Source organism: Gordonia bronchialis DSM 43247 (assembly GCF_000024785.1).
In the GTDB taxonomy this organism is placed as follows: Bacteria; Actinomycetota; Actinomycetes; order Mycobacteriales; family Mycobacteriaceae; genus Gordonia; species Gordonia bronchialis.
In genome coordinates, this window is record NC_013441.1 from 4,119,324 (window position 1) to 4,138,895 (window position 19,572).

Annotated in this window: 20 protein-coding genes; 9 read left to right on the plus strand and 11 right to left on the minus strand. The window is 66.6% G+C overall.

Annotation, left to right across the window (positions count from 1 at the left end):
* Window position 1: 1 nt before the first annotated feature.
* From GBRO_RS19040 to GBRO_RS19050, 3 genes are all read right to left on the minus strand, one after another.
* Window positions 2–1,765, minus strand: coding sequence for an acyclic terpene utilization AtuA family protein (locus GBRO_RS19040; protein ID WP_012835512.1), 1,764 nt, complete (start codon window positions 1,763–1,765; stop codon window positions 2–4).
* A complete protein-coding gene (locus GBRO_RS19045) occupies window positions 1,765–2,574 on the minus strand; it encodes a TIGR03084 family metal-binding protein (RefSeq protein WP_012835513.1) in 810 nt (269 codons plus the stop codon). Before GBRO_RS19045 ends, GBRO_RS19040 begins: the two co-directional genes overlap by 1 nt.
* A gap of 92 nt (window positions 2,575–2,666) precedes the next feature.
* A complete protein-coding gene (locus tag GBRO_RS19050) occupies window positions 2,667–3,575 on the minus strand; it encodes a PaaI family thioesterase (protein ID WP_012835514.1) in 909 nt (302 codons plus the stop codon).
* Window positions 3,576–3,690: 115 nt separating this feature from the next.
* Here GBRO_RS19050 and GBRO_RS19055 point away from each other — a divergent pair, with 115 nt between their 5' ends.
* The 5 genes from GBRO_RS19055 (at window position 3,691) to GBRO_RS19075 (ending at window position 9,019) form a co-directional block, all read left to right on the plus strand.
* Window positions 3,691–4,182 carry a hypothetical protein gene (locus GBRO_RS19055; RefSeq protein ID WP_012835515.1) on the plus strand — a complete coding sequence of 164 codons (492 nt, stop codon included), beginning with the start codon at window positions 3,691–3,693 and terminating at the stop codon, window positions 4,180–4,182.
* An 89-nt stretch (window positions 4,183–4,271) separates the two neighbouring features.
* Window positions 4,272–5,870 (plus strand): fatty-acid--CoA ligase FadD1, encoded by a 1,599-nt coding sequence (fadD1, locus tag GBRO_RS19060; protein ID WP_012835516.1) that lies wholly within the window; start codon window positions 4,272–4,274, stop codon window positions 5,868–5,870.
* Between the two features lie 7 nt (window positions 5,871–5,877).
* The gene (locus tag GBRO_RS19065; protein WP_012835517.1) at window positions 5,878–6,972 is read left to right on the plus strand and encodes a TIGR03857 family LLM class F420-dependent oxidoreductase; all 1,095 of its coding nucleotides are present in this window, start codon (window positions 5,878–5,880) and stop codon (window positions 6,970–6,972) included.
* On the plus strand, window positions 6,969–8,018 hold the full coding sequence (locus GBRO_RS19070; protein WP_012835518.1) for a phosphotransferase family protein: 1,050 nt from the start codon (window positions 6,969–6,971) through the stop codon (window positions 8,016–8,018). The genes GBRO_RS19065 and GBRO_RS19070 overlap by 4 nt, the downstream gene beginning before the upstream one ends.
* Complete coding sequence (locus GBRO_RS19075; protein ID WP_012835519.1) at window positions 8,015–9,019, plus strand: NAD-dependent epimerase/dehydratase family protein; 1,005 nt, start codon at window positions 8,015–8,017, stop codon at window positions 9,017–9,019. The genes GBRO_RS19070 and GBRO_RS19075 overlap by 4 nt, the downstream gene beginning before the upstream one ends.
* Window positions 9,020–9,083: 64 nt before the next feature.
* Here GBRO_RS19075 and GBRO_RS19080 read toward each other — a convergent pair whose 3' ends face one another.
* From GBRO_RS19080 to GBRO_RS19115, 8 genes are read right to left on the minus strand one after another with little or no spacing between them, the layout of a single operon-like run.
* The gene (locus GBRO_RS19080) at window positions 9,084–9,980 is read right to left on the minus strand and encodes an SDR family NAD(P)-dependent oxidoreductase (RefSeq protein WP_012835520.1); all 897 of its coding nucleotides are present in this window, start codon (window positions 9,978–9,980) and stop codon (window positions 9,084–9,086) included.
* Window positions 9,977–11,245 carry a hypothetical protein gene (locus GBRO_RS19085; RefSeq protein ID WP_012835521.1) on the minus strand — a complete coding sequence of 423 codons (1,269 nt, stop codon included), beginning with the start codon at window positions 11,243–11,245 and terminating at the stop codon, window positions 9,977–9,979. Before GBRO_RS19085 ends, GBRO_RS19080 begins: the two co-directional genes overlap by 4 nt.
* Before the next feature lie 6 nt (window positions 11,246–11,251).
* The gene (locus GBRO_RS19090) at window positions 11,252–11,797 is read right to left on the minus strand and encodes a Cif family virulence factor (protein WP_012835522.1); all 546 of its coding nucleotides are present in this window, start codon (window positions 11,795–11,797) and stop codon (window positions 11,252–11,254) included.
* A gap of 11 nt (window positions 11,798–11,808) precedes the next feature.
* Entirely contained in the window at window positions 11,809–12,006 is a 198-nt protein-coding gene (locus GBRO_RS19095) for a ferredoxin (RefSeq protein WP_012835523.1), read from the minus strand.
* Complete coding sequence (locus tag GBRO_RS19100; RefSeq protein ID WP_012835524.1) at window positions 12,006–13,361, minus strand: cytochrome P450; 1,356 nt, start codon at window positions 13,359–13,361, stop codon at window positions 12,006–12,008. The genes GBRO_RS19095 and GBRO_RS19100 overlap by 1 nt, the downstream gene beginning before the upstream one ends.
* Window positions 13,358–14,173, minus strand: coding sequence for an SDR family oxidoreductase (locus GBRO_RS19105; protein WP_012835525.1), 816 nt, complete (start codon window positions 14,171–14,173; stop codon window positions 13,358–13,360). The genes GBRO_RS19100 and GBRO_RS19105 overlap by 4 nt, the downstream gene beginning before the upstream one ends.
* Window positions 14,173–15,417: a cytochrome P450 gene (locus tag GBRO_RS19110; protein ID WP_012835526.1), complete on the minus strand. Its 1,245-nt coding sequence runs from the start codon at window positions 15,415–15,417 to the stop codon at window positions 14,173–14,175. The genes GBRO_RS19105 and GBRO_RS19110 overlap by 1 nt, the downstream gene beginning before the upstream one ends.
* Window positions 15,417–15,998 carry a TetR/AcrR family transcriptional regulator gene (locus tag GBRO_RS19115; RefSeq protein ID WP_012835527.1) on the minus strand — a complete coding sequence of 194 codons (582 nt, stop codon included), beginning with the start codon at window positions 15,996–15,998 and terminating at the stop codon, window positions 15,417–15,419. The genes GBRO_RS19110 and GBRO_RS19115 overlap by 1 nt, the downstream gene beginning before the upstream one ends.
* Before the next feature lie 78 nt (window positions 15,999–16,076).
* Here GBRO_RS19115 and GBRO_RS19120 point away from each other — a divergent pair, with 78 nt between their 5' ends.
* From GBRO_RS19120 to GBRO_RS19135, 4 genes are read left to right on the plus strand one after another with little or no spacing between them, the layout of a single operon-like run.
* A complete protein-coding gene (locus GBRO_RS19120; RefSeq protein WP_012835528.1) occupies window positions 16,077–17,543 on the plus strand; it encodes an aldehyde dehydrogenase in 1,467 nt (488 codons plus the stop codon).
* Between the two features lie 27 nt (window positions 17,544–17,570).
* Window positions 17,571–18,308 (plus strand): SDR family oxidoreductase, encoded by a 738-nt coding sequence (locus GBRO_RS19125; protein ID WP_012835529.1) that lies wholly within the window; start codon window positions 17,571–17,573, stop codon window positions 18,306–18,308.
* Window positions 18,305–19,180 (plus strand): NAD(P)-dependent oxidoreductase, encoded by an 876-nt coding sequence (locus tag GBRO_RS19130; protein WP_012835530.1) that lies wholly within the window; start codon window positions 18,305–18,307, stop codon window positions 19,178–19,180. The genes GBRO_RS19125 and GBRO_RS19130 overlap by 4 nt, the downstream gene beginning before the upstream one ends.
* A 56-nt stretch (window positions 19,181–19,236) precedes the next feature.
* Window positions 19,237–19,569: a carboxymuconolactone decarboxylase family protein gene (locus GBRO_RS19135; protein WP_052298439.1), complete on the plus strand. Its 333-nt coding sequence runs from the start codon at window positions 19,237–19,239 to the stop codon at window positions 19,567–19,569.
* Window positions 19,570–19,572 lie beyond the last annotated feature (3 nt).

The window sequence follows — 19,572 nt, forward strand, 5'->3', positions numbered from 1 at the left end:
GCTACTCCTCTTCGTTGCTGTCGGATGAGGCAGAATCGAGGAACGACAGCGGGACCGGCACCGGCCGCGCCCGCAACCACTCCCCCATCCCCTTGGCCTGCGGATCGAATCGCACGTTCTCGGCGACACCGCGCCCGAGAACCCCATCGATCACGAAGTTCACCGCGGACAGGTTCGGCAGCCGGTAGCGACGCACCGGCAGGTCGGCGACCTCGGGGAGCAGCCGCTTGAGCAGCACCACATCGAGGGTCTCGTCCAGCCACGCGAAGTGCGCCGGATCACGAACCCACACACCGATGTTGGCGCTGCCGCCTTTGTCGCCGCTGCGTGCGCCGGCGATGGTGCCGAGCGGGGTCAGCGCGGTGGGACCCCAGTCGCCTCTTGCCCCGCCCGTCACCGCGGGCCCCTCGTCGGGCTCGTCGGGAGTTACGGGGGCGCGGACCGGGCTCGGATCGATCGTGGCGACGACACCGGTGGGCAGCGCGACGCGGTGTTCGATCCGGGCGGCGTCGACGTATCCGGGTTCGAACACGCCGTAGGGGGTGCCGTTGCCGGGCGGCGACGTCATGGTGAACCCTGGATAGCTGGCGAGTGCGAGTTCCACCGCGGTGGCGCTGAACGCCCGGCCGACCTGTTTGGCGTCGGGATCGCGTGCGACACAGCGCAACAGCGCACTCGCCTGCTCTTCGGTGTCGGCATCGGGGCGGTCGAGTCGGGACAGCTCCCAGGTGATCTCGGCGGGGCTGGTGGGTAAGGCGGCGAGGAACTGTTGTTTGAACAGCTCGGCCTTGGCCTCGATGTCGAGTCCGGTGAGGATCATGGTGATCTCGTTGCGTACCCCCGCAAGGTGATTGAGCGAGACCTTGATGCTCTCCGGCGGCGCCTCACCACGAACGCCGCTGATCCGCACCCGGTCGCGGCCGTCCTCGGCGAGGCGGATCGTGTCCAGTCGGGTAGTCACGTCTGGTCCGAGGTAACGCGGTCCGCCCACCTCGTAAAGCAACTGGGCGGTGACGGTTCCGAGGGTGACCGCGCCGCCGGTGCCCTCGTGTTTGGTGATCACCGACGATCCGTCTGCCGCGATCTCGGCGATCGGGAAGCCGAGGTGACCCATCCGTCCGGCGTCGACGAGGTCGGTGAAGAACGCGTAGTTTCCACCGGTGGCCTGCGCCCCGCATTCGATCACATGGCCGGCGACGACAGCACCGGCGAGTTCGTCGAGATCGGCCCGCCCCCAACCGAAGACACTGGCGGCCGGTCCGACGGTCAACGACGCGTCGGTGACCCGTCCGGTCACGACCACGTCCGCACCGGCATCGAGGGCGGCCGCGATTCCGAAACCGCCGAGATACGCATTCGCCGTCAGTGGCGACCCCAGCCCGAGTTCGCCGGCCCGGTCGACGAGGTCGTCACCGTTGACGAAGGCGATGTCGGTGGGTACACCGAGTTTCTGGGCGAGTTCACGCAGCGCCACGGCCAGCCCGTGCGGATTGAGACCGCCGGCGTTGGCGACGATCCGTACCCCGCGGTCCATCGCCAGGCCGAGACACTCCTCCATCTGACGCAGAAAGGTCTTGGCATAGCCCAGGTTCGGGTCCTTGAGCCGGTCCCGCCCGAGGATCAGCATGGTCAGCTCGGCGAGGTAGTCACCGGTGAGGAAGTCGAGTTCACCGCCGTCGAGCATCTCGCGCATCGCGGTGAATCGGTCGCCGTAGAATCCCGAGGCATTGCCGATTCGGATGGCGGGCTTGGCTTCTGGGCTCATCAGGCTCCCTGCTCGGTGTCGGTGGTCGTTGCGGCCGGTCGCCCCGTTCCCGGCGGGCCGGCGAAACACTGTGCGATACGCACCCATTCGGTGGCGTCGGACCCGACGACGTCGAGATCCAGGTCAGCGGGATGACGACGCTGTGTGACGAGCTGACAGAAGTCGACCGCCGGACCGCGCACGATGTCGGTGGCGTCGTCGGGTCCCCAGCTCCACAGTTCGCCGGACGGAGCGGTCAGCTCATAGCGGAAGGGCTGCGACGGCGGCGTCGCGCCGTTGACCAGGTAGGCGTAGTCACGGGTGCGGACACCGATGTGCGCGACCCCCCGGATGCGGTCGGTCACCGGCAGCGCCACACCGAGCGCATCGGCGACGTCGAGGCCGTGTGCCCAGGTCTCCATCAGTCGCGCGGTGGCCATCGAGGCCGCCGACATCGGTGGCCCGAACCACGGGATCTTCACGCCGTCGGGTACGGCGATCAGCACCTCGGCGAGGCCGGCGCGCACCTCCCGCCAGTGCGTCAGGATCGCGGTCGGCGGCTTCGCGGCCCCGGCATCGGCGGCCGCGTCGACAAACCCTTCCGGATTCGTGGCGGCGACCTCTAGTTCCTCGGCAAACCGGTCCGGATGGCGGGCGGCGAGCGCGGCCGCTTCGTCGGTCCAGGCCAGGTGGGCGATCTGGTGCGCGATGGTCCACCCCGCAGCCGCTGTGGGTGTCGCCCAGGCAGAGTCGTCGAGTCCGGCGACGAGAGCATCGAGTTGATCCGACTCGGCGGTGAGATCCGCGACGAGCGCTTCCACGATCGACATGAGAGCAGCCTCACACGCGAGCATAGAAAAAGCAAGCGTGCATGATTGTTTCATTTCGGGGCGCGGTCCCCATCCGGAACGCGACGCCCGGCTCAGCCGTACCTGACGTCGGCAGTTCCCCGACTCAGCAGCATCCCGTCATGCGCGGTGAGCGTCACGTCGAAGGACCCGATGCGCCGCCCGAGTTTGATCGGAACCACCTCGGCGATGACCTCCCCGCCATGGACCGCCGGCGAGCGGTAGAACCCGACGGCGAGGTCGGACACGGAATAGTCCTGCCCCGGGGCGGTGTGCACCTGTCCGGCAAGCGATGCGGCCTGCCCGACGATGGTGGCGATCACGCCGCCGTGCATGGTGCCGAACATGTTGCCCATCCAGTCCTCGGTCCTCGCGCGCAACCGCAGGACGGCGTCGGCCCCGGAACCCTCGATCTCGACGCGACAGTTCAAGAGGTCCACCAGCGGTCCCGCGTCGCGGGTGCCGTTGGCGATCTCGGCCACGATGTCGCGTCCGGCCAGCTTGGGGTCGATGACCTCTGGCAGGCGTATCCCGTCGGCGTCGGCGCCGTCGGGAATGTCGCCGCCGGCCTCACCGTCGGCCGAGATCGGTTCACCGGAACGCCCGACGACCACGTTGCGCGCGGTGCCCACGCAGCACACGGTTCCCGACGAGGTACGGATCTCCACGGATGTGGTGGCGTAGTTGTCGTCGTGGGTGGCGATCTGCGCGCTGCTGGTCAGTCGTTCCCCGATGCCGACGTGGCCCTGCGCCGAGATCGACAGTCGCGCTTGGATGGTGAACCCACCGGTGTCGAGGTTCATCAGCTGGAAGGGGATGCCACCGAGATGGTCGAACAGGACGCCGAGCGCAGGCAGATCGATGCGTCCACGGTGGTCGGCCAAGCGCGCGGACAACTGCTGCTCGCCGGTCGCCGAGGCATGACCGGTACGTTCGAGGTGTCCGACCTGAAAGGTGGCGAGGGGTTCGCGAAGCGGACTCATGGGATTCTCTCTATCAGCCCAGGGGCCGTGAGCTGCAATCGTGACGACCTTGAGGAGACGCAGCCCACTCACGTACCCTGGATCCGAATTGTGGCCAGAGTGACAGGAGATACTCATGGGATTTAAACCGATATCCGTCGCCGGCGCGTGCGCAGCCACTGTGGCATTGTCCGCAGGCCTGGTGGGGGCCGGCCTGCTCGGCGCCGGCACCGCATCGGCGGCACCCGAGAAGCCGCGTCCGATTCTCGTGACGCAGACACCGAACGCCGGCATCACCGTGTCCGGTGCGGGCATCTCGGGCGGGTTCTCGGCACCGCTCGCGGCGTCGGCCGTCCGCCCCGGCGTCACCCGGATCGCACTGGAACCGACCCCCGGCAATGCCTGTGCCACCAGCTTGCGCGATGCCCGCGTGGGAGTCACCTGGCGCAACACCACCACCCACAAGACCAACGACGTGGTGTTCCCTGCCTGCGCGGGCGGTCGTCCCTCCGCGGGCGCGGAGATCACCACCGGCCCGGGACGGATCACGTTCACCACGACGGTGCTCGGCAAACATGGCAATACCTTCACCGTCGTCCCCGGCAGCGGGTCGTTCCAGGCGCGCTGACGGCGTCGTCGGCCCGGCGCGGGCACCAGAGAGTAGACAATTCTCGAAATCTGTACACACGGAGTGAGAACACGTTCTAGATTCGGTGCATGGCCGACACGGTGACCCAACTCCTCCACGCCCGCGCCGACGACGACAACCTCGCGATCACCTACGAGGGAACCACCTGGACGTGGCGCGAATACATTCATGACGCCGGGCGCATGGCCGCCGCCGTCCTCGGTGTCGCCGACCGCAGCAGGCCGATGCACGTCGGAACGTTGCTCGGCAACACCCCGGACATGCTGATGGCACTGGCCGCCGGTGCCCTCGGCGGTTACGTCACGGTCGGCGTGAACAACACCCGACGTGGCGAGGGCCTCGCCGCCGACATCCTCCGCGCCGACTGCCAGATCCTGCTCACCGACGCCGAGCACCGGACACTTTTGGACGGACTGGATCTGCCTGGCGTCAGCATCTTCGACACCTCGACGTCGGCCTGGACCGACCTGCTGGCGAATGCCGGTGAGCTGACACCACATTCGGTGCCCACCGCCACCGACACATTCATGCTGATCTTCACCTCTGGCACCAGCGGCAACCCCAAGCCGGTCCAGTTCGCGCACATGATGATCCCGTTCGCCGGTCCGGTGCTCGCCGACAAGTACAACATCGGCCCCGGCGACGTCTGCTACCTGTCCATGCCGCTGTTCCACTCCGCGGCACTCATGGGCGGCTATTGCGTGGCCCTGTGTGGTGGCGCCGCCATCGCACCGGCCAAGTTCTCCGCCTCGACGTTCCTGTCCGACATCCGACGCTACAACGCCACCTACATGAACTACGTCGGAAAACCGTTGGCCTACATACTGGCCACCCCCGAACAACCCGACGACGCCGACAATCCGCTGCGGGTGGCGTTCGGGAACGAGGCGACCGATCGCGACATCAACGACTTCGCCCGACGGTTCGGGTGCACCGTCTGGGACGGATTCGGATCCACCGAGCTCGCGATCATCATCACCCGGGAACCGGGAACCCCGCCCGGATCCATCGGCCGCGGCTTCCCGAACGTCGCGGTCTATCACCCGGACACCCGGACCGAATGTGCGCGTGCAGAATTCGACGCCACCGGCGCACTGACCAACGCCGATGCGGCAATCGGTGAACTCGTCAACGTGGACGGCGGGGGCATGTTCATGGGCTATTACAACGACTCCGAGGCGACCGGTGAGCGGTTACGCGACGGCATGTACTGGTCCGGCGACCTGGCCTACAAGGACGCCGATGACTGGATCTACCTGGCCGGGCGCACCGGGGACTGGATGCGCGTCGACGGCGAGAACATCGCGGCCGGCCCCATCGAGCGCATCCTGTTGCGCATACCCGAAATCAATCGCGTCGCGGTGTACGCAGTACCCGACGAGCACGTCGGCGACGCGGTCATGGCTGCGATCGTGCTGCAGGATGACGCCGTCCTCGATCCCGAACGCTTCGCCGAACAGCTTGCTGCACAAGCGGATCTGTCGCCGAAGGCCTGGCCACGTCACGTCCGGATCGCCGACGACCTGCCCACCACCGCGACCAACAAGATCCTCAAGCGCGCGCTGAAGTCGGAAGGAATCACCGCGGGCGACGGGACCCTGTGGACCATGCAGGCCCGTTCCCGGACCTACCGGGTGGCCGCCACCGACGCGGTCACCACGGTCTGAACCGCACGTGCACAGCCCCTCCGAGCAACTCACCGAGCTCGGCTACTACGCGCTCTCCCGGCATCCGGTCACCCCGGCCGAGCTCGTCGCCGAGGCGCAGCTCGCCGATGAACTCGGTTTCGGCACCGCCTTTGTGTCCGAACGCTTCAACATCAAGGACGCTGCGGCGCTGTGCGGTGCCCTCGGCGCCGCCACCAGCCGCCTCGGGATCGCCACCGCGGCAACCAATCACAGCACGCGTCACCCGATCGTCACCGCCACCATGGGAGCCACCCTGGCCGAACTGACCGGTTCCCGGTTCGCCCTCGGACTGGGCCGCGGGATCACCGCGCAATGGCAGATCCTCGGGCTGTCCACCATCACCGGCGCCCAACTCGAGGACATCACCGTCCTGTTACGCCGCTTGTGGGCCGGTGAGATGGTAATCGGCCACGACGGTCCGGCCGGGAGCTATCCGCTGCTCAATCTCGGTGTGACACTGCGTCCGCCGCCGCCGATCATGGTCGTCACGATGAGTCCGAAGACACTCGAACTCGCCGGCCGCATCGCCGATGGTGTTGTCCTGCATACCTTCCTCACCGATGACGCCACACGATCTGCGGTGCGCACAGTACGCGAGGCGGCCGAGCGGGCGGGCCGCGACCCGGCCACTGTCCGGATCTGGTCCGTGCTCGCGACGGTGGGTGATCATCTCGATGACACCGATCGGCTGCGCCGCCTCTACGGGCGGCTGGCCACCTACCTGCAGGGCTATCCGGAACCGCTTATGGCCGTCAACGGCTGGGCCGCCGGCGATCTGGACCGGGTCCGGGCGACCCAGGCCTTCACGGGGGCCCGCGGACCGATCGACGCCACCGCACAACCCGATGAACTCGCCGAGCTCGCCGCGGCCATTCCCGCCGGCTGGATCGCCGACTCGGCAACCGGCAGCACCACAGAATGCGCGAAAGCAGTTGCCCGCCAGTTCGATCTCGGTGTCGATTCGGTGATCCTGCACGGCGCCACACCCACCGAGCTCGCCCCCGTCGTCGAGGCGTACCGAGGTCGGCGACCCGCCGGCCTCACCACCCGTCCGGTGAATCCGGGAAGGATGGACCCGTGACCGAGATCCCGGTCAGCGCAGAAGATCTGACACCGCAATGGCTGACCGCCCTGCTGGTTGAGCACGGGCGCGACGACCGGATCACCGACGTGCGGATCACCCCCGTCGGTACCGGCCAGATGGCCGGATCGTTCCGGCTGGATCTGACGTACGCGAAGCCCACCGACCTTCCGCGCTCGATGGTCGCGAAACTGGCGATCGGCAACGCGGATCAGCGCGCGTTCGCGTCCGGAGCCTTCCGCAACGAGGTCCGCTTCTACCGCGGCCTCGTCGCCGGGTTCGAGGTACCCACGCCCCGCTGCTTCGCGTCGACGATGTCGGAGTCGGGCAGCGAGTTCGTTCTGCTGCTCGAGGACATGGCCGCCGCCCGGCAGGGTGACCAGATCTCCGGATGCACTCCGGCACAGGTCGAATCGGTTGCGGTGGCCGCCGCCGGACTGCATGGCCCGCGCTGGAACGATCCGGGTCTGCTCGAGCAGTTCCCGCTGCCCACCGCCGATGACCGCATCCTGATGGATTCGGTCCTCGAACCGATGGCCGAGTTGTATCGGGAACGCTTCCGTCCGGGTCCACTGGAGTCGGCCACCGTCGACTGGCTGGTCGATCGTGCCGGTGACTGGCTGACCACGCCGATCACCGACGTGGCGCTCATCCACGGTGATCTGCGCGTCGACAACGTCCTGTTCGGTCCCGACGACGCAGTGACCGTCATCGACTGGCAGACCACCACCTCCGGACATCCCTTGCGTGACATCGCATTCCTGCTCAGCACCAGTCTCACCGTCGACGACCGGCGAGCCCACGAGCACGGCATCGTCGAGACCTATCACCGGGCACTGCTGTCCTACGGCGTCAGCGACTACACGTGGCAGCAGTGCTGGCAGGACTACGTGGACAACCTCATCCAGGCCCCGCTCATCGTGGTGTTCGGGTCCGGGGCTGCCCAACCGACCGAGCGCGGCGACGCGATGTTCGCGACGATGCTCTCCCGAAGCGCGACCGCGATCGATGACCTGATCCCCGACGCACTCACGAGGACGACATGACCACACTGGTGGTGGGCGGCAACGGTTTTCTCGGCTCACATCTCGTCCGGCAGCTATGCGACCGAGCGGACCGTGTCCGCGTCCTCACCCGCGCCACCAGCGACCTGCGCCCGCTGGCCGGACTCTCCTACGAGCACGTCGTCGGCGACATCTTCGATGCACCGTCGATCGAGTCCGCCATGCGGGGAGCCGACACCGTCTTCCACTGCGCGGTCGACACCCGAGCCTGGCTGACCGATCCCGCACCGCTGTTCCGCACCAACGTCGAAGGTCTCGGTGTGGTCCTCGACGCCGCGGCCACCGTCGGTGTCGAGTCCTTTGTGTTCACCAGCACCATGGCCACCATCGGTCGTCACCCGGGTCGGGTGGTCGACGAGTCCGACGAGTTCAACTGGCACGCGAGCGCCACCGACTACGTACGGTCGCGTGTCGCCGGCGAAGAACTGGCCCTCCGCTACGCGCGCGAGGAACGCGTGCCGGTGGTGGCGATGTGCGTGTCGAACACCTATGGCGCGGGTGACTGGCAGCCGACGCCACACGGATCGTTCGTTGCCGCAGCCGCATTGGGCAAGATGCCGTTCGGGATCCGTGGTATGCGCGCCGAGGCGGTGGACGTCGACGACGCCGCGCGAGCACTCATCGCGGCCGCAGATCGCGGCCGCACCGGCGAGCGCTACATCGTCTCCGAACGATTCATCGACCTCGGTGAGGTGATCACCACGGCAGCCGCGGCCGCCGGCGTCGCCCCACCCCGGCTGGTTCTCGGCAAACGTTCGCTCTACGCCGCCGGCGCCGTCGGCAGTCTCCGCGCCCGCCTCACCGGCCGCTCACAACGCCTGCGCATCGACACCGTCCGGCTCATGCACCACATGTCGCAGATGAGCCACGCGAAAGCCGAGCGCGAACTCGATTGGCATCCCCGACCCGTGACCGACGCCATCGCCGAAGGGGCCCGATTCTGGGTCGACCGCAGACGGCAGCGAACCCCATCCGCTGATTGAGCCGAGACACACCGGGCTTCGATACGCCTCCGCCAGCGCTCCGGCTACTCAACAAACCGAAGGGTCACCGGAGGATCTCGGCCAGTTCCACCAGGCTATACGGAGCGCTGTCCTGGTGGTCGCGGTAGGCCACGAAGCTCGCCTGCTGTGGTTCGAAGCGACCGATGAATCCGCCGGAGGCGCTGAAGATCTGGCCGGAGATGTGGTCGGCGGCGTCGCCGGCAAGGAAGGTGTAGAGCGGTGCGACGTACTCCGGGGGTGCGGGGTCCAGAGCCAGGTCGCGGGTCATTTCGTCGAGGATGCCACGCGTGTGGAGACTCTCGATGTGCCGTTTGTAGTCGTCCCCGCTCGACAGTCTCGACTTGGCGCCCGGCATGACGACGTTGATCCGTACCCCGCGGGGCGAGAGGTCGGCATTCGCCGCGAGGGCGAGAGCGTTGACTCCCCCTTTGGCCGCCGGATAGCCACTGCCACCGAACATTCCGAGGGAAGCGGCCGAGCCGGTGAGGACGATGGAACCCGACCCCTGCTCGACCAGCACCCGGCCCGCCGCCTGGGTGAGGTGGAAGGCGCTGAGCAGATGGGCGTCGAGTTGCGCGCGAAAGTCCGCACTCGAGATGGTGAGGACCGTCGCACCGGCCGGCTCGGCGATGCCGGCGCAGTTGATGGCGATGTCGAGCGCCCCGAAGTGCTCGAGTGCGGCCTCGACCATCTCTTCGGCCACACCGTCCGATCCCGCCGAACCACACACTCCGACCGCGTATCCGCCTCCGCCACGCACCTCGGCGACCGTATCGTCGACGGCTGCCTTGTCTCGGCCGTTGACCACGATCGACACTCCCTGGCCGGCGAGGGCGTAGACCACCGCGAGACCGATGCCCCGAGTGCCGCCGGCCACCACGGCGACACGTCCGGACAGGCCTGCGCTGGTCGGTGCCCGGCCCTCGGTGGCTCCGGTCACGCCGAGATACCCACCGGCGTGATCGGAATGGAGCGCCCGCGATCGGTGAACTCGAAAGTGGCCCCGGAACTGAACCGGGCGATGGCAACCTCACCCGATTCCTTGTGGGACCGCTCCCCGAGGCGGAAGCGCACCGTCAGCCCGTCGGCCGTGGTCTCCGAAGACGCGATCTCCCAACGATTGTCGACGGCGACGCCGATGGCCTGCAACGGCTCGAGGTGTTCGGCGTCGATCAGCGAGAGCCATCCGCCGTCGGCGGTGGCCGCCGACGATGCCGGGATCGTGACGGCCACGGCGTCACCGTCGACCTCGGCCCGGACCCCGGTGTACTGCACGGGTCCCAGGCAGGGGTGAACGGCAATCACCGCGGCCAGCCCGGCCGCGTCGGAGGGAAGGTCCAGCGCCTGACGCAGCCGGTCGGCCGCCAATCCTGCGATCCCGATGAGCTGTTTGCGGAAGATGTCGCGCACCTGCTCGTCGTCGCCGGCGTGTCGTCGAACACTCCACAGGAACCCCAGGGAGAGCAGATGATGTTGCACGGCAACCTCTTCGGCGATCCGCACCAATGCCGATCGCGACCATTCACGGAACTGCAGGTCGGCGAACAGCGGGCCTCGATAGTCCACGTGACCATCGGTCGCCGACGCATCGATCGGCGACAGCTGCACGTCACCAGCCCGGGTGGTGAACATCTCCACCGAATCGGGCGGCAACGGAAGTTCTTCGCGATCCGGTTCGATCGTCACCGTCCACGCACAGTGGGGGTGCCGATCGGCCGGCCGTCGGGGTGGACGGTGGATCGGCCGGATACGGGCCCGGCGGTTGGTGGCGATGGCGGTGGCGTCGAAGGTGGGGTCCTCGATGTCGTGGCACATGGTGGTGACGTAGTCGTCACCCATCGGTTCCACATCCATCAGTGCGCCACAGTGATTCAGCACGAAGGCACCGTGGTATCGATCGGTGATCTCGTAGCGGAAGTCCATGAACTGCGGGGGCGCACCGATGTCGAGCTGAAGACACTTGAACATGTCCTCCACACCGTCGCCGTCTATTCCGAGAGCGGTCCGCATCCGGTGCGTGTACACCGGGCTGGCCGCCATCCACTCCTCGATGGCGATCTGTCCCATCACCTCACGCCCGAAGGCACTGATGAGATGGGCCATGCCACTGCGGTCGATCATCTGACCCGACAACAGGAGTTCGGGAACGAGGACGGCGAGCTGTCGCTGACTCAGACCTGCATAGGTCGGGGCTGGGAGAGTCATGTCAGATCACCAGAACGGAACGGGCGCCTTGCCGAAGGGATACCACCCGGGCAGATCCCCCGGCGCCGACTTCTCGATCCGCTTGAGCATGCCGTCGCTCATCGCGTTGTTCTTCAGCAGTTCGACGAACAGCGCCGAGACATTGCCGAAGTCGAAGAAGTCACGCTGCCACGAGAACTGGAAGTTGCCCGCATACTTGAACCAGCTGCCCTGAATGCCCTCGAGCGCGTAATTGGTGCCGTCGTCACGGGTGCGCTCGTACACCTGCTTCCACAGCCCGATCATGTCGCCGGTGGTCTCGTCGATCACCCACGCCTGATACGGGTAGGTCCAGCCTTCCAGGCCCTCCATCTCCTGGCCGAGGGCCAGTTCGCGGATCTCATCCCGACCGACAGCCATGAAGTCCTTCTCCGGGCCGTAGTTCCAGCCGTAGGTGGCGTCCTCGGTGTAGAAGTCGGCCAGCGGCTTCCAGTCGCCGGCCTTCTCGGCCTCGACGTTGGCGTCCAGCCAGCGCTGTTTCATCTCTTCGAGTTCGGCACGATCAAAAGACATGTCACTCTCATTCACTCGTTGTCGTCGACAATTCTCAAAGCTTGGGTAGGGCAATACATCACTGCGGCCTCGACCTCGGGCCGCAGGCCTTCGTCCGGTTCTTTGTCGAGGATCTCCACGTGATCGGAATGTGCGCGGAAGACCTCGGGTGCCTCCATCTCGCACATCCCGTGGCCCTGGCACAGATCCAAGTCCACCTCGATGCGCATCACCGCACCCCACTCCGCCTGCGATAGGCGACGCGGCACGGTTGCTGCAGTTGCACCACCATCTTGGTGTGATCGTTGCGGTAGGACTCCGACGGTTGGAGCATCTCGAACTCGTAGTTCTGAAACAGCACCGAGAAGATCGCCTTGAGCTGCATGATGGCGAATTGTGCTCCCACACAGCGGTGCCGGCCGGCCCCGAAGGGGATCCACGTCCAGCGGTTCACCAGGTCCTCGGTGCGCGGCTTGTTGTACCGGTCGGGGTCGAAGACATCCGGATCCGGGAAGTCCTCGGGTATCCGGTTGGACACCGCCGGTGACACCGCAATGGTCTGCCCGGCCTTCACCTCGAAGTCCTCGACGTGAAAGTCCTGCTGTACCAATCGCATCAGGATGATGAGCGGCGGATGCAACCGAAGCGCCTCCTTCAGCGCATTCTCGAGCTGCGGCATCTGCCGGGTGTGGGCGAAGGTGTATTCCGGCCGTTCCCCCGCCGGGGTGTCGCCGTAGATCTCGTCGAGTTCGGCGTAGACGCGCGCCATGTAGTCGGGGTTACGTAGCAACTCGATCAGCGTCCAGGCGGCGGTGCCCTGGGTGGTGTGATGCCCGGCGAACATCATCGAGATGAACATGCCGGTGATGGTGTTCGCGTCGAAGCCCACCTGGATGAGGATGTCCATCAGGTCGCGATCGTCTTTGTCCTCCACCGGATTCGCGATCCTGTCGTTCATCACCCCCTGGATGAACTCGACGAGTTCGGCGCGCGCGGCGTCGCGTTTGCGGAAACTCTCGATGTCGGCGTGGGCATCGACGTAGGCGATCGGATCGGTCCCCTTCTCCAGATCGTGGAAGAGTTCCGACACCCGCTTGTCGAGCTGCTCACGGAATTTGCGGCCGATCAGGCAGGCCGACGACGTGTAGAGCGTCAGCTCACCGAAGAACTCCAGAAGGTCGATCTCACCCTCGTCACCCCACTGCGCGATGATGCGTTCCACCTCATTGGGGATGGTCACCGCATGTTGTTTCATGTGCGGGCCTTTGAGGGCCGAGTTGTGAATCGCCTTGGACCGTTCCTCGGGACTCGCGTCGAAGACCACCCCCTCGCCGAAGACGGGCGTCATGAACGGATAGGCGGCCGCCTGGTCGAGGTCTTCCTCAGGTGCGCGGAAGAACTCCTCGTTGGCCGCCGCGCCGGAAACCAGGACCACCTCTCGGTCGGCGAGCTGAAACAGCCCCACGTCGCCGCATTCGTCCCGGACCCGCCAGAACAGCGAGATGGGGTCGGTGGCCAGTTCGTCGAGGTGGCCGTGTTCTCCGTCACCGCCGGAGACAAGTCTGGGCTTGGTCAACGCCGTCATTGTCCGGCTCCTTCCGGTTCGATCTGCTGTTCTCGTCGGGCGCGCGGGACGGCACCTTCGGCCTCCACCTCGACGGCGCGCATGTGCGCACCGCGCGGCATGGTGACCATGGCGGCGACGGCCTGCGCGATGTGTTCGGGCGCAAGGAAATTGCCATGCCGGGCCAGTCCGTGTTTGATCCAGTCGTTGAGCATGGCCTCGGTGTCGTGCGGATCGAGGTTCATCCCCATGCCGGTCAGTGTCTGTCCGGGGCGGACCACGCCGGCGCGCACACCGGTGCCCTCGAGTTCGAGCTGGATGGTGGCGACCAGACCGTCGATTCCGGCCTTGGCGGCGACATACGCCGACGACCAGGGTCGCGGCCGGATCGCGACGTCGGAACCGATGAACACGAAATCGCCTCGAGCACGGTCGATCATGCCACCGATGACGGCCCGGAAGATGCGGTAGGCACCGGTCAGATGAATGTTGATCTGGTCGGCAAAGGTCTCGGGCGTGGTCTGATACGAGAGTCCGACGGCCAGGTCACCGGCCCCGGCGACAACGATCTCCAGCGGACCCAGTGCGGCTTCGGATTTGGCGACGCAATCGAGGACCGACTGTTCGTCGGTGACGTCGAGCGGTACGGCGACGGCTTCACCTCCGGCGGCGGTGATCTTGTCGGCGAGTTCCTGTAGCCGCTCGACGCGCCGCGCGGCCAGCGCTACCGGATAACCCGCTGCGGCAAGCCATTCGGCCGTGACGGCACCGATTCCCGACGACGCACCCGCCACGAGGACCGGACGCCGATCCGGATGGGGAATGAAAGCCATCAGCGCACCTGCACCTTCACCGGCAACTCGGCAAAGCCGCGTACGTTCACCGAGTGCACGCGGACCGCTGCGTCGATGTCGATGTCGACCGCGCTGATCGTCTTGACCACCTCGGCGAGACCGATGTTGGCCTCGAGTCGCGCGAGGTGCGCACCAAGGCAGAAGTGCGCTCCCATACCGAAACTCATCAGGGCCTGACTGCAGTCACGTCCGATCCGGTACCGGTCGGCGTCGGCACCGAAGACCTCTTCGTCGCGGTTGGCCGAGCCGACGAGCAGCAGCACGCGATGCCCCGCGGGGATGACCAGGTCCCCGTACGGCGCGTCCTGCACCACGCGACGCAACACCATCTGGGTGGAGTTGTCGTAACGCAGCGTCTCTTCCGTCCAGTCCGGCACTGCCGCCGGGTCGGCGAGCACCTTGGCCAACTCGTCGGGATTGCGCCAGCCCCAATAGAGGGCGTTGGCAAGGAGTTTGGTGGTCGTCTCGTTGCCCGCGACCACCATGAGGACCATGAACCCGACGATCTCGTCGTCGGTGAGCGCGGTCTTCTCCCCGGTCTCGTCGTCGACGATCTCGGCCTCGATCAGAGCGGACACGAGGTCCTCACCCGGATTCTTGCGGCGGTCGGCGATGAGTGCCGTGTAGTACTTGTGCAGTTCGATGTAGGCATAGATGGCGGCCTCGGGAATGTCGAGAACACCTTCCTCCCGGTGCAACAGCAGATCGGACTGGGTGCGCAGATGCGCGCGATCCGCCTCCGGGACACCGAGGAGTTCGGAGACCACATCCATCGGCAACAGGCCGGCGAAGTCGGCGACATAGTCGAATTCACCCTTGTCCAGACACGCATTCCAATGCTGTTCGGTCAGCGTCGTGATCCGTTCGGTCAGTTCGTTGACCCGACGCGGGGTGAACCCCTTGGACACCAGCTTGCGGATGCGCATGTGCTTGGGGTCGTCCATCGCCAGGAACGACATCGACTTGTGCGCGTCGGGTCCGTAGGACGACGGGTCCATCGAGACACCCCAGCTGTTGGACAGCCGCACGGTGTCCCGGAAACCCGCCCGGACGTCGGCGTGCGAGGCGAGCGCCCAGAAGTCCATGTCCGCGTTGTAATACACCGGCGCCTCGTGACGCAGCCGGAGGTAGGTGGGATACGGATCCTCGTGGAAGTCATAGGCATAGGGATCGAAGGGGATGCGTTTCTCCATCCCCTCGGTCCCCACGGCGATCTCGGTCATCACTTCTCCATCAGTAGATGTGCGGCTGCGACAAGACGTTCCGATGTCTGCTCATAGGTCATGTGCCCCATACCCGCGTGGACCAGGCCGCCGGCGTAGATCATCTCCAGGGCATCGAGAAGCGGGCCGGGATGCTCGGGGTCGGTTTCGAGGGCCTGCGCGAGGCGTCGGCGGATGAAGCCACCGATGCGCAGTCGCAGGTGCTCGACGTCGGGGTCGGTGCCGAGCAGCGCCATGGTCACCGCACCACCGAGTTGCCCCTCCCCGGCCACCACCATCGACACCTCACGCAACACCTGCGCGACGCGTTCGGTGTGGGTGGCCTGCGGATCCGGATCGGAGACCCCCGCCGAGAGCCGGCGCCAGAACACCTCGGCCACCAGATGACTCTTCGACGAGAAATAGGTGTAGGCCGTCGCCGGGGCCACCCCGGCGAGTTTGGCCACCGAACGCACCGTCAGACCGTCGAATCCGTCCTGGTTGAGGATGTCGACGGCGGCATCGGTGAGCCGGGTGACGGTCTCCGCCTGCTGCTGGGTCAGTCTCCGGCGAGTGGATTCCTGGGATACGGGACTGGACATGTGAGCGAGGCTACACTAGGTTTGAACGCGAGTCCAGACACCTGTCCAGATAGTCTTCCAGTCATTGGAGCCGATCACATGCCCCTTCGTCCCGCATCCGCGTCCGATCTGCTGATCGACGGCAAGCAGGTCGCCGGTTCCGGCAGCACCTTCGACATCGTCAACCCCGCAACCGAGGAGATCGTCGGCCAGGCCGCCGACGCCACCGCCGAGGACATGTCAGCCGCGATCGCGGCCGCCCGCAACGCTTTCGACACCACCGACTGGTCGCGCGATCACGCCCTGCGTGCCCGGTTCCTGCGTCAGCTGCGCGATGCCCTGCTCGCGCACGCCGACGAGTTCCGCGAGATCACCGTCGCCGAGGTGGGTTGCCCCGTCTTCCTCACGCACGGACCACAACTCGAGGGTCCGATCACCGATCTCGGCTACTTCGCCGACCTCGCCGAGACCTACGAGTGGACCCGCGATCTCGGCGAGGCGAAGCCGATGGGATTGAAGAACCGCCGCGAACTACGTGCGGAGGCCGCCGGTGTGGTCGGCGCCATCACTCCCTGGAACTTCCCGCACCAGATCAACTTCGCGAAGATCGGACCCGCGCTGGCGGCCGGGTGCACCGTGGTCCTCAAACCCGCGCCGGACACCCCGTGGTGCGCGGCACTCGTCGGCAAGGTCATCGCCGAGGAGACCGACTTCCCGCCGGGCGTGATCAACATCGTCACCTCCAGCGATCACGCTCTGGGCGCCCAACTCGCCACCGACCCGCGGGTCGACATCGTGTCGTTCACCGGTTCCACCGCCACCGGCAAGAAGGTGATGGCCGCGGCGTCGGAATCGCTGAAGAAGGTGTTCCTCGAACTGGGCGGCAAGTCCGCGTTCATCGTCCTCGACGACGCCGACCTCGCATCGGCCTGCTCGATGGCCGCCTTCGCCGTGGTCACCCACGCCGGCCAGGGATGTGCCATCACGACCCGGCTGCTGGTGCCGCGCAGCAAGCTCGACGAGGCCACTGCCATCACCCGCGACTCGCTCGCCGGACTCGCGGCCGGCGATCCCACCGACTCCGGAACCATCTGCGGCCCCGTCATTTCCGCGGCCCAACGCCAACGCGTCGAGTCCTACATCGAGCTCGCGCGCTCCGAGGGCGGCACCATCGAGATCGGCGGCGGCCGGCCGGCCGGCAGGGACAGGGGGTTCTTTGTCGAACCCACCCTGATCTCCGGCCTCGACAACACCTCCCGGGTCGCACAGGAGGAGGTCTTCGGGCCGGTTCTGGTGATCATCCCGCACGACGGCGACGACGACGCCATCCGCATCGCCAACGACTCGCCCTATGGCTTGTCCGGACAGGTGTGGGGCACCGATGAGGACCGGATCAACAAGGTCGTCAACGGTGTTCGCACCGGCACGATGGCCATCAACGGGGGCATCTGGTACTCGGCCGACGTCCCGTTCGGCGGCTACAAGCAGTCCGGCATCGGCCGCGAGATGGGCGTCGCCGGCTTCGAGGAGTACCTCGAGACCAAGGCCGTCGCCCGGCCCGCCTGACCCAACACTCACACAGAAAGCAGCACAATGACTTCCGAACGTTTCAAGGACAAGACCTACATCGTCACCGGCGCTGCCGGGGGCATCGGTGAGGCGTATGCGCGCGGCCTGGCCGCCGAGGGCGCCAACGTGGTGATCGCCGATCTCGCCGGCGAGAAAGGCAAGCAGGTCGCCGCCGACATCGGTGGCCTCTACGTCAATGCCGACGTCTCCGACGAGGCGTCGGCGAAGGCCCTGGCCGCGGCCACCGTCGACACCTACGGCACCATCCACGGCCTGGTGAACAACGCGGCGATCTACGGTGGCATGAAGCTCGACTTCCTCATCACCGTGCCGTGGGACTATTACAAGAAGTTCATGAGCGTCAACCTCGACGGCGCGCTCAACGTGACCCGCGCGGTCTACCCGCACATGACCGACGGTGGTGCGATCGTCAACCAATCCTCAACAGCCGCATGGCTGTACAGCGGTTTCTACGGACTGGCCAAGGTCGGCGTCAACGGGCTCACCCAGCAGCTCGCCACCGAACTCGGTGGACAGAACATCCGCGTCAACGCGATCGCCCCCGGCCCCATCGACACCGAGGCCACCCGGACCACCACCCCCAAGGAGATGGTCGACGACATCGTGAACCGGTTGCCGCTCAAACGATTCGGCACACCTGAGGACCTGGTCGGCATGTGCCTGTTCCTGCTCTCCGACGAGGCCGGGTGGATCACCGGGCAGATCTTCAACGTCGACGGCGGTCAGGTCATCCGGTCATGAGTGGCGCGCGTCTGGGCTATGTCGGCCTGGGGAACATCGGCGGCCCGATGGCCGCCCGGCTGGCGAAGTGGCCGGGTGGACTCAGCGTCTTCGACCTCGCCCCGCAGGCCGTCGCCACTCTCGTCGACCAGGGTGCCGGCGCCGCACAATCCCTGGCCGACCTGGGATCACGGGCCGACATCATCGGCATCTGTGTCGTCGACGACGATCAGGTCCGTACCGTCGTCGCCGGTGACGGCGGCTTGCTCAGCACCGCCGCCCCCGGAACCATCATCACCGTTCACTCGACGATTTCCCCGGACACGGCAACCGAATTGGCCCAGACCTGCGCGGCCTCGGGTGTGGTGTTGCTCGACGCGCCGATCTCCGGCGGTGCGCCCGGCGCCGAACAGGGACGGCTCGCGATCATGGTCGGCGGCGACCGTGATTCCTACACCCGGATCAAGGAGCCGTTCGCGCTGACCGCCGACATGATCGTGCACGCAGGCAACGACGTGGGCGCCGGGACGAAGATGAAGCTGGCCCGCAACCTGCTCCACTTCATCTCCTTCACCGCCACCACCGAGGCGGCGCGACTCGCCGAGGCGGCCGGAATCGACATCGCCAAACTCGGCAAGGTCGTCCGCCACACCGACGCGATCACCGGCGGTGCCGGTGCCATCATGTTGCGCGACACCACCGCTCCGATCGATCCCGACGATTTCTGGTACGGCATCTTCACCCACGTCCGTACCCTGGGGGAGAAGGACCTCGGGCTGGCGCTCGGCCTCGCCGAGCAGCTCGGCGTCGACCTCCCCTTGGGACAGATCGCACTACGCGACCTCGCCGACGGACTCGGCGTCGGCCACGCGCACAAAGGAGAATCATCGTGACATCCGGATCGGCCATCGGAGGCGAGGGTACCGAGCAGCGCAAGCGTGGCGTCGAGATGATGTCGAAGGTCTACGGTTGGGAGATGTCCGACGGCCCCGGTCTGCACTTCGCGCACACGGCTGACCAGTTGTTCGCCGAGGTCTGGTCCCGTGCGGGGCTGTCCATTCGGGATCGGCGTCTGCTGTTGTTGGGCGCGCTCGCCGCGGGCGGGCTGGTGGACGTCGCCGAGATCCAGGCGCGCGCCGCACTGGGCAACGGTGAATTGACACCCGAGCAACTCGAGGAGATCGCGCTGTTCCTGTGTTACTACGTCGGCTGGCCCACCGGAACCAAGATGAACATGGTGTTCGGTGAGGTGATCAAGAAACACCGCAACGCGCAGAAATGAGTC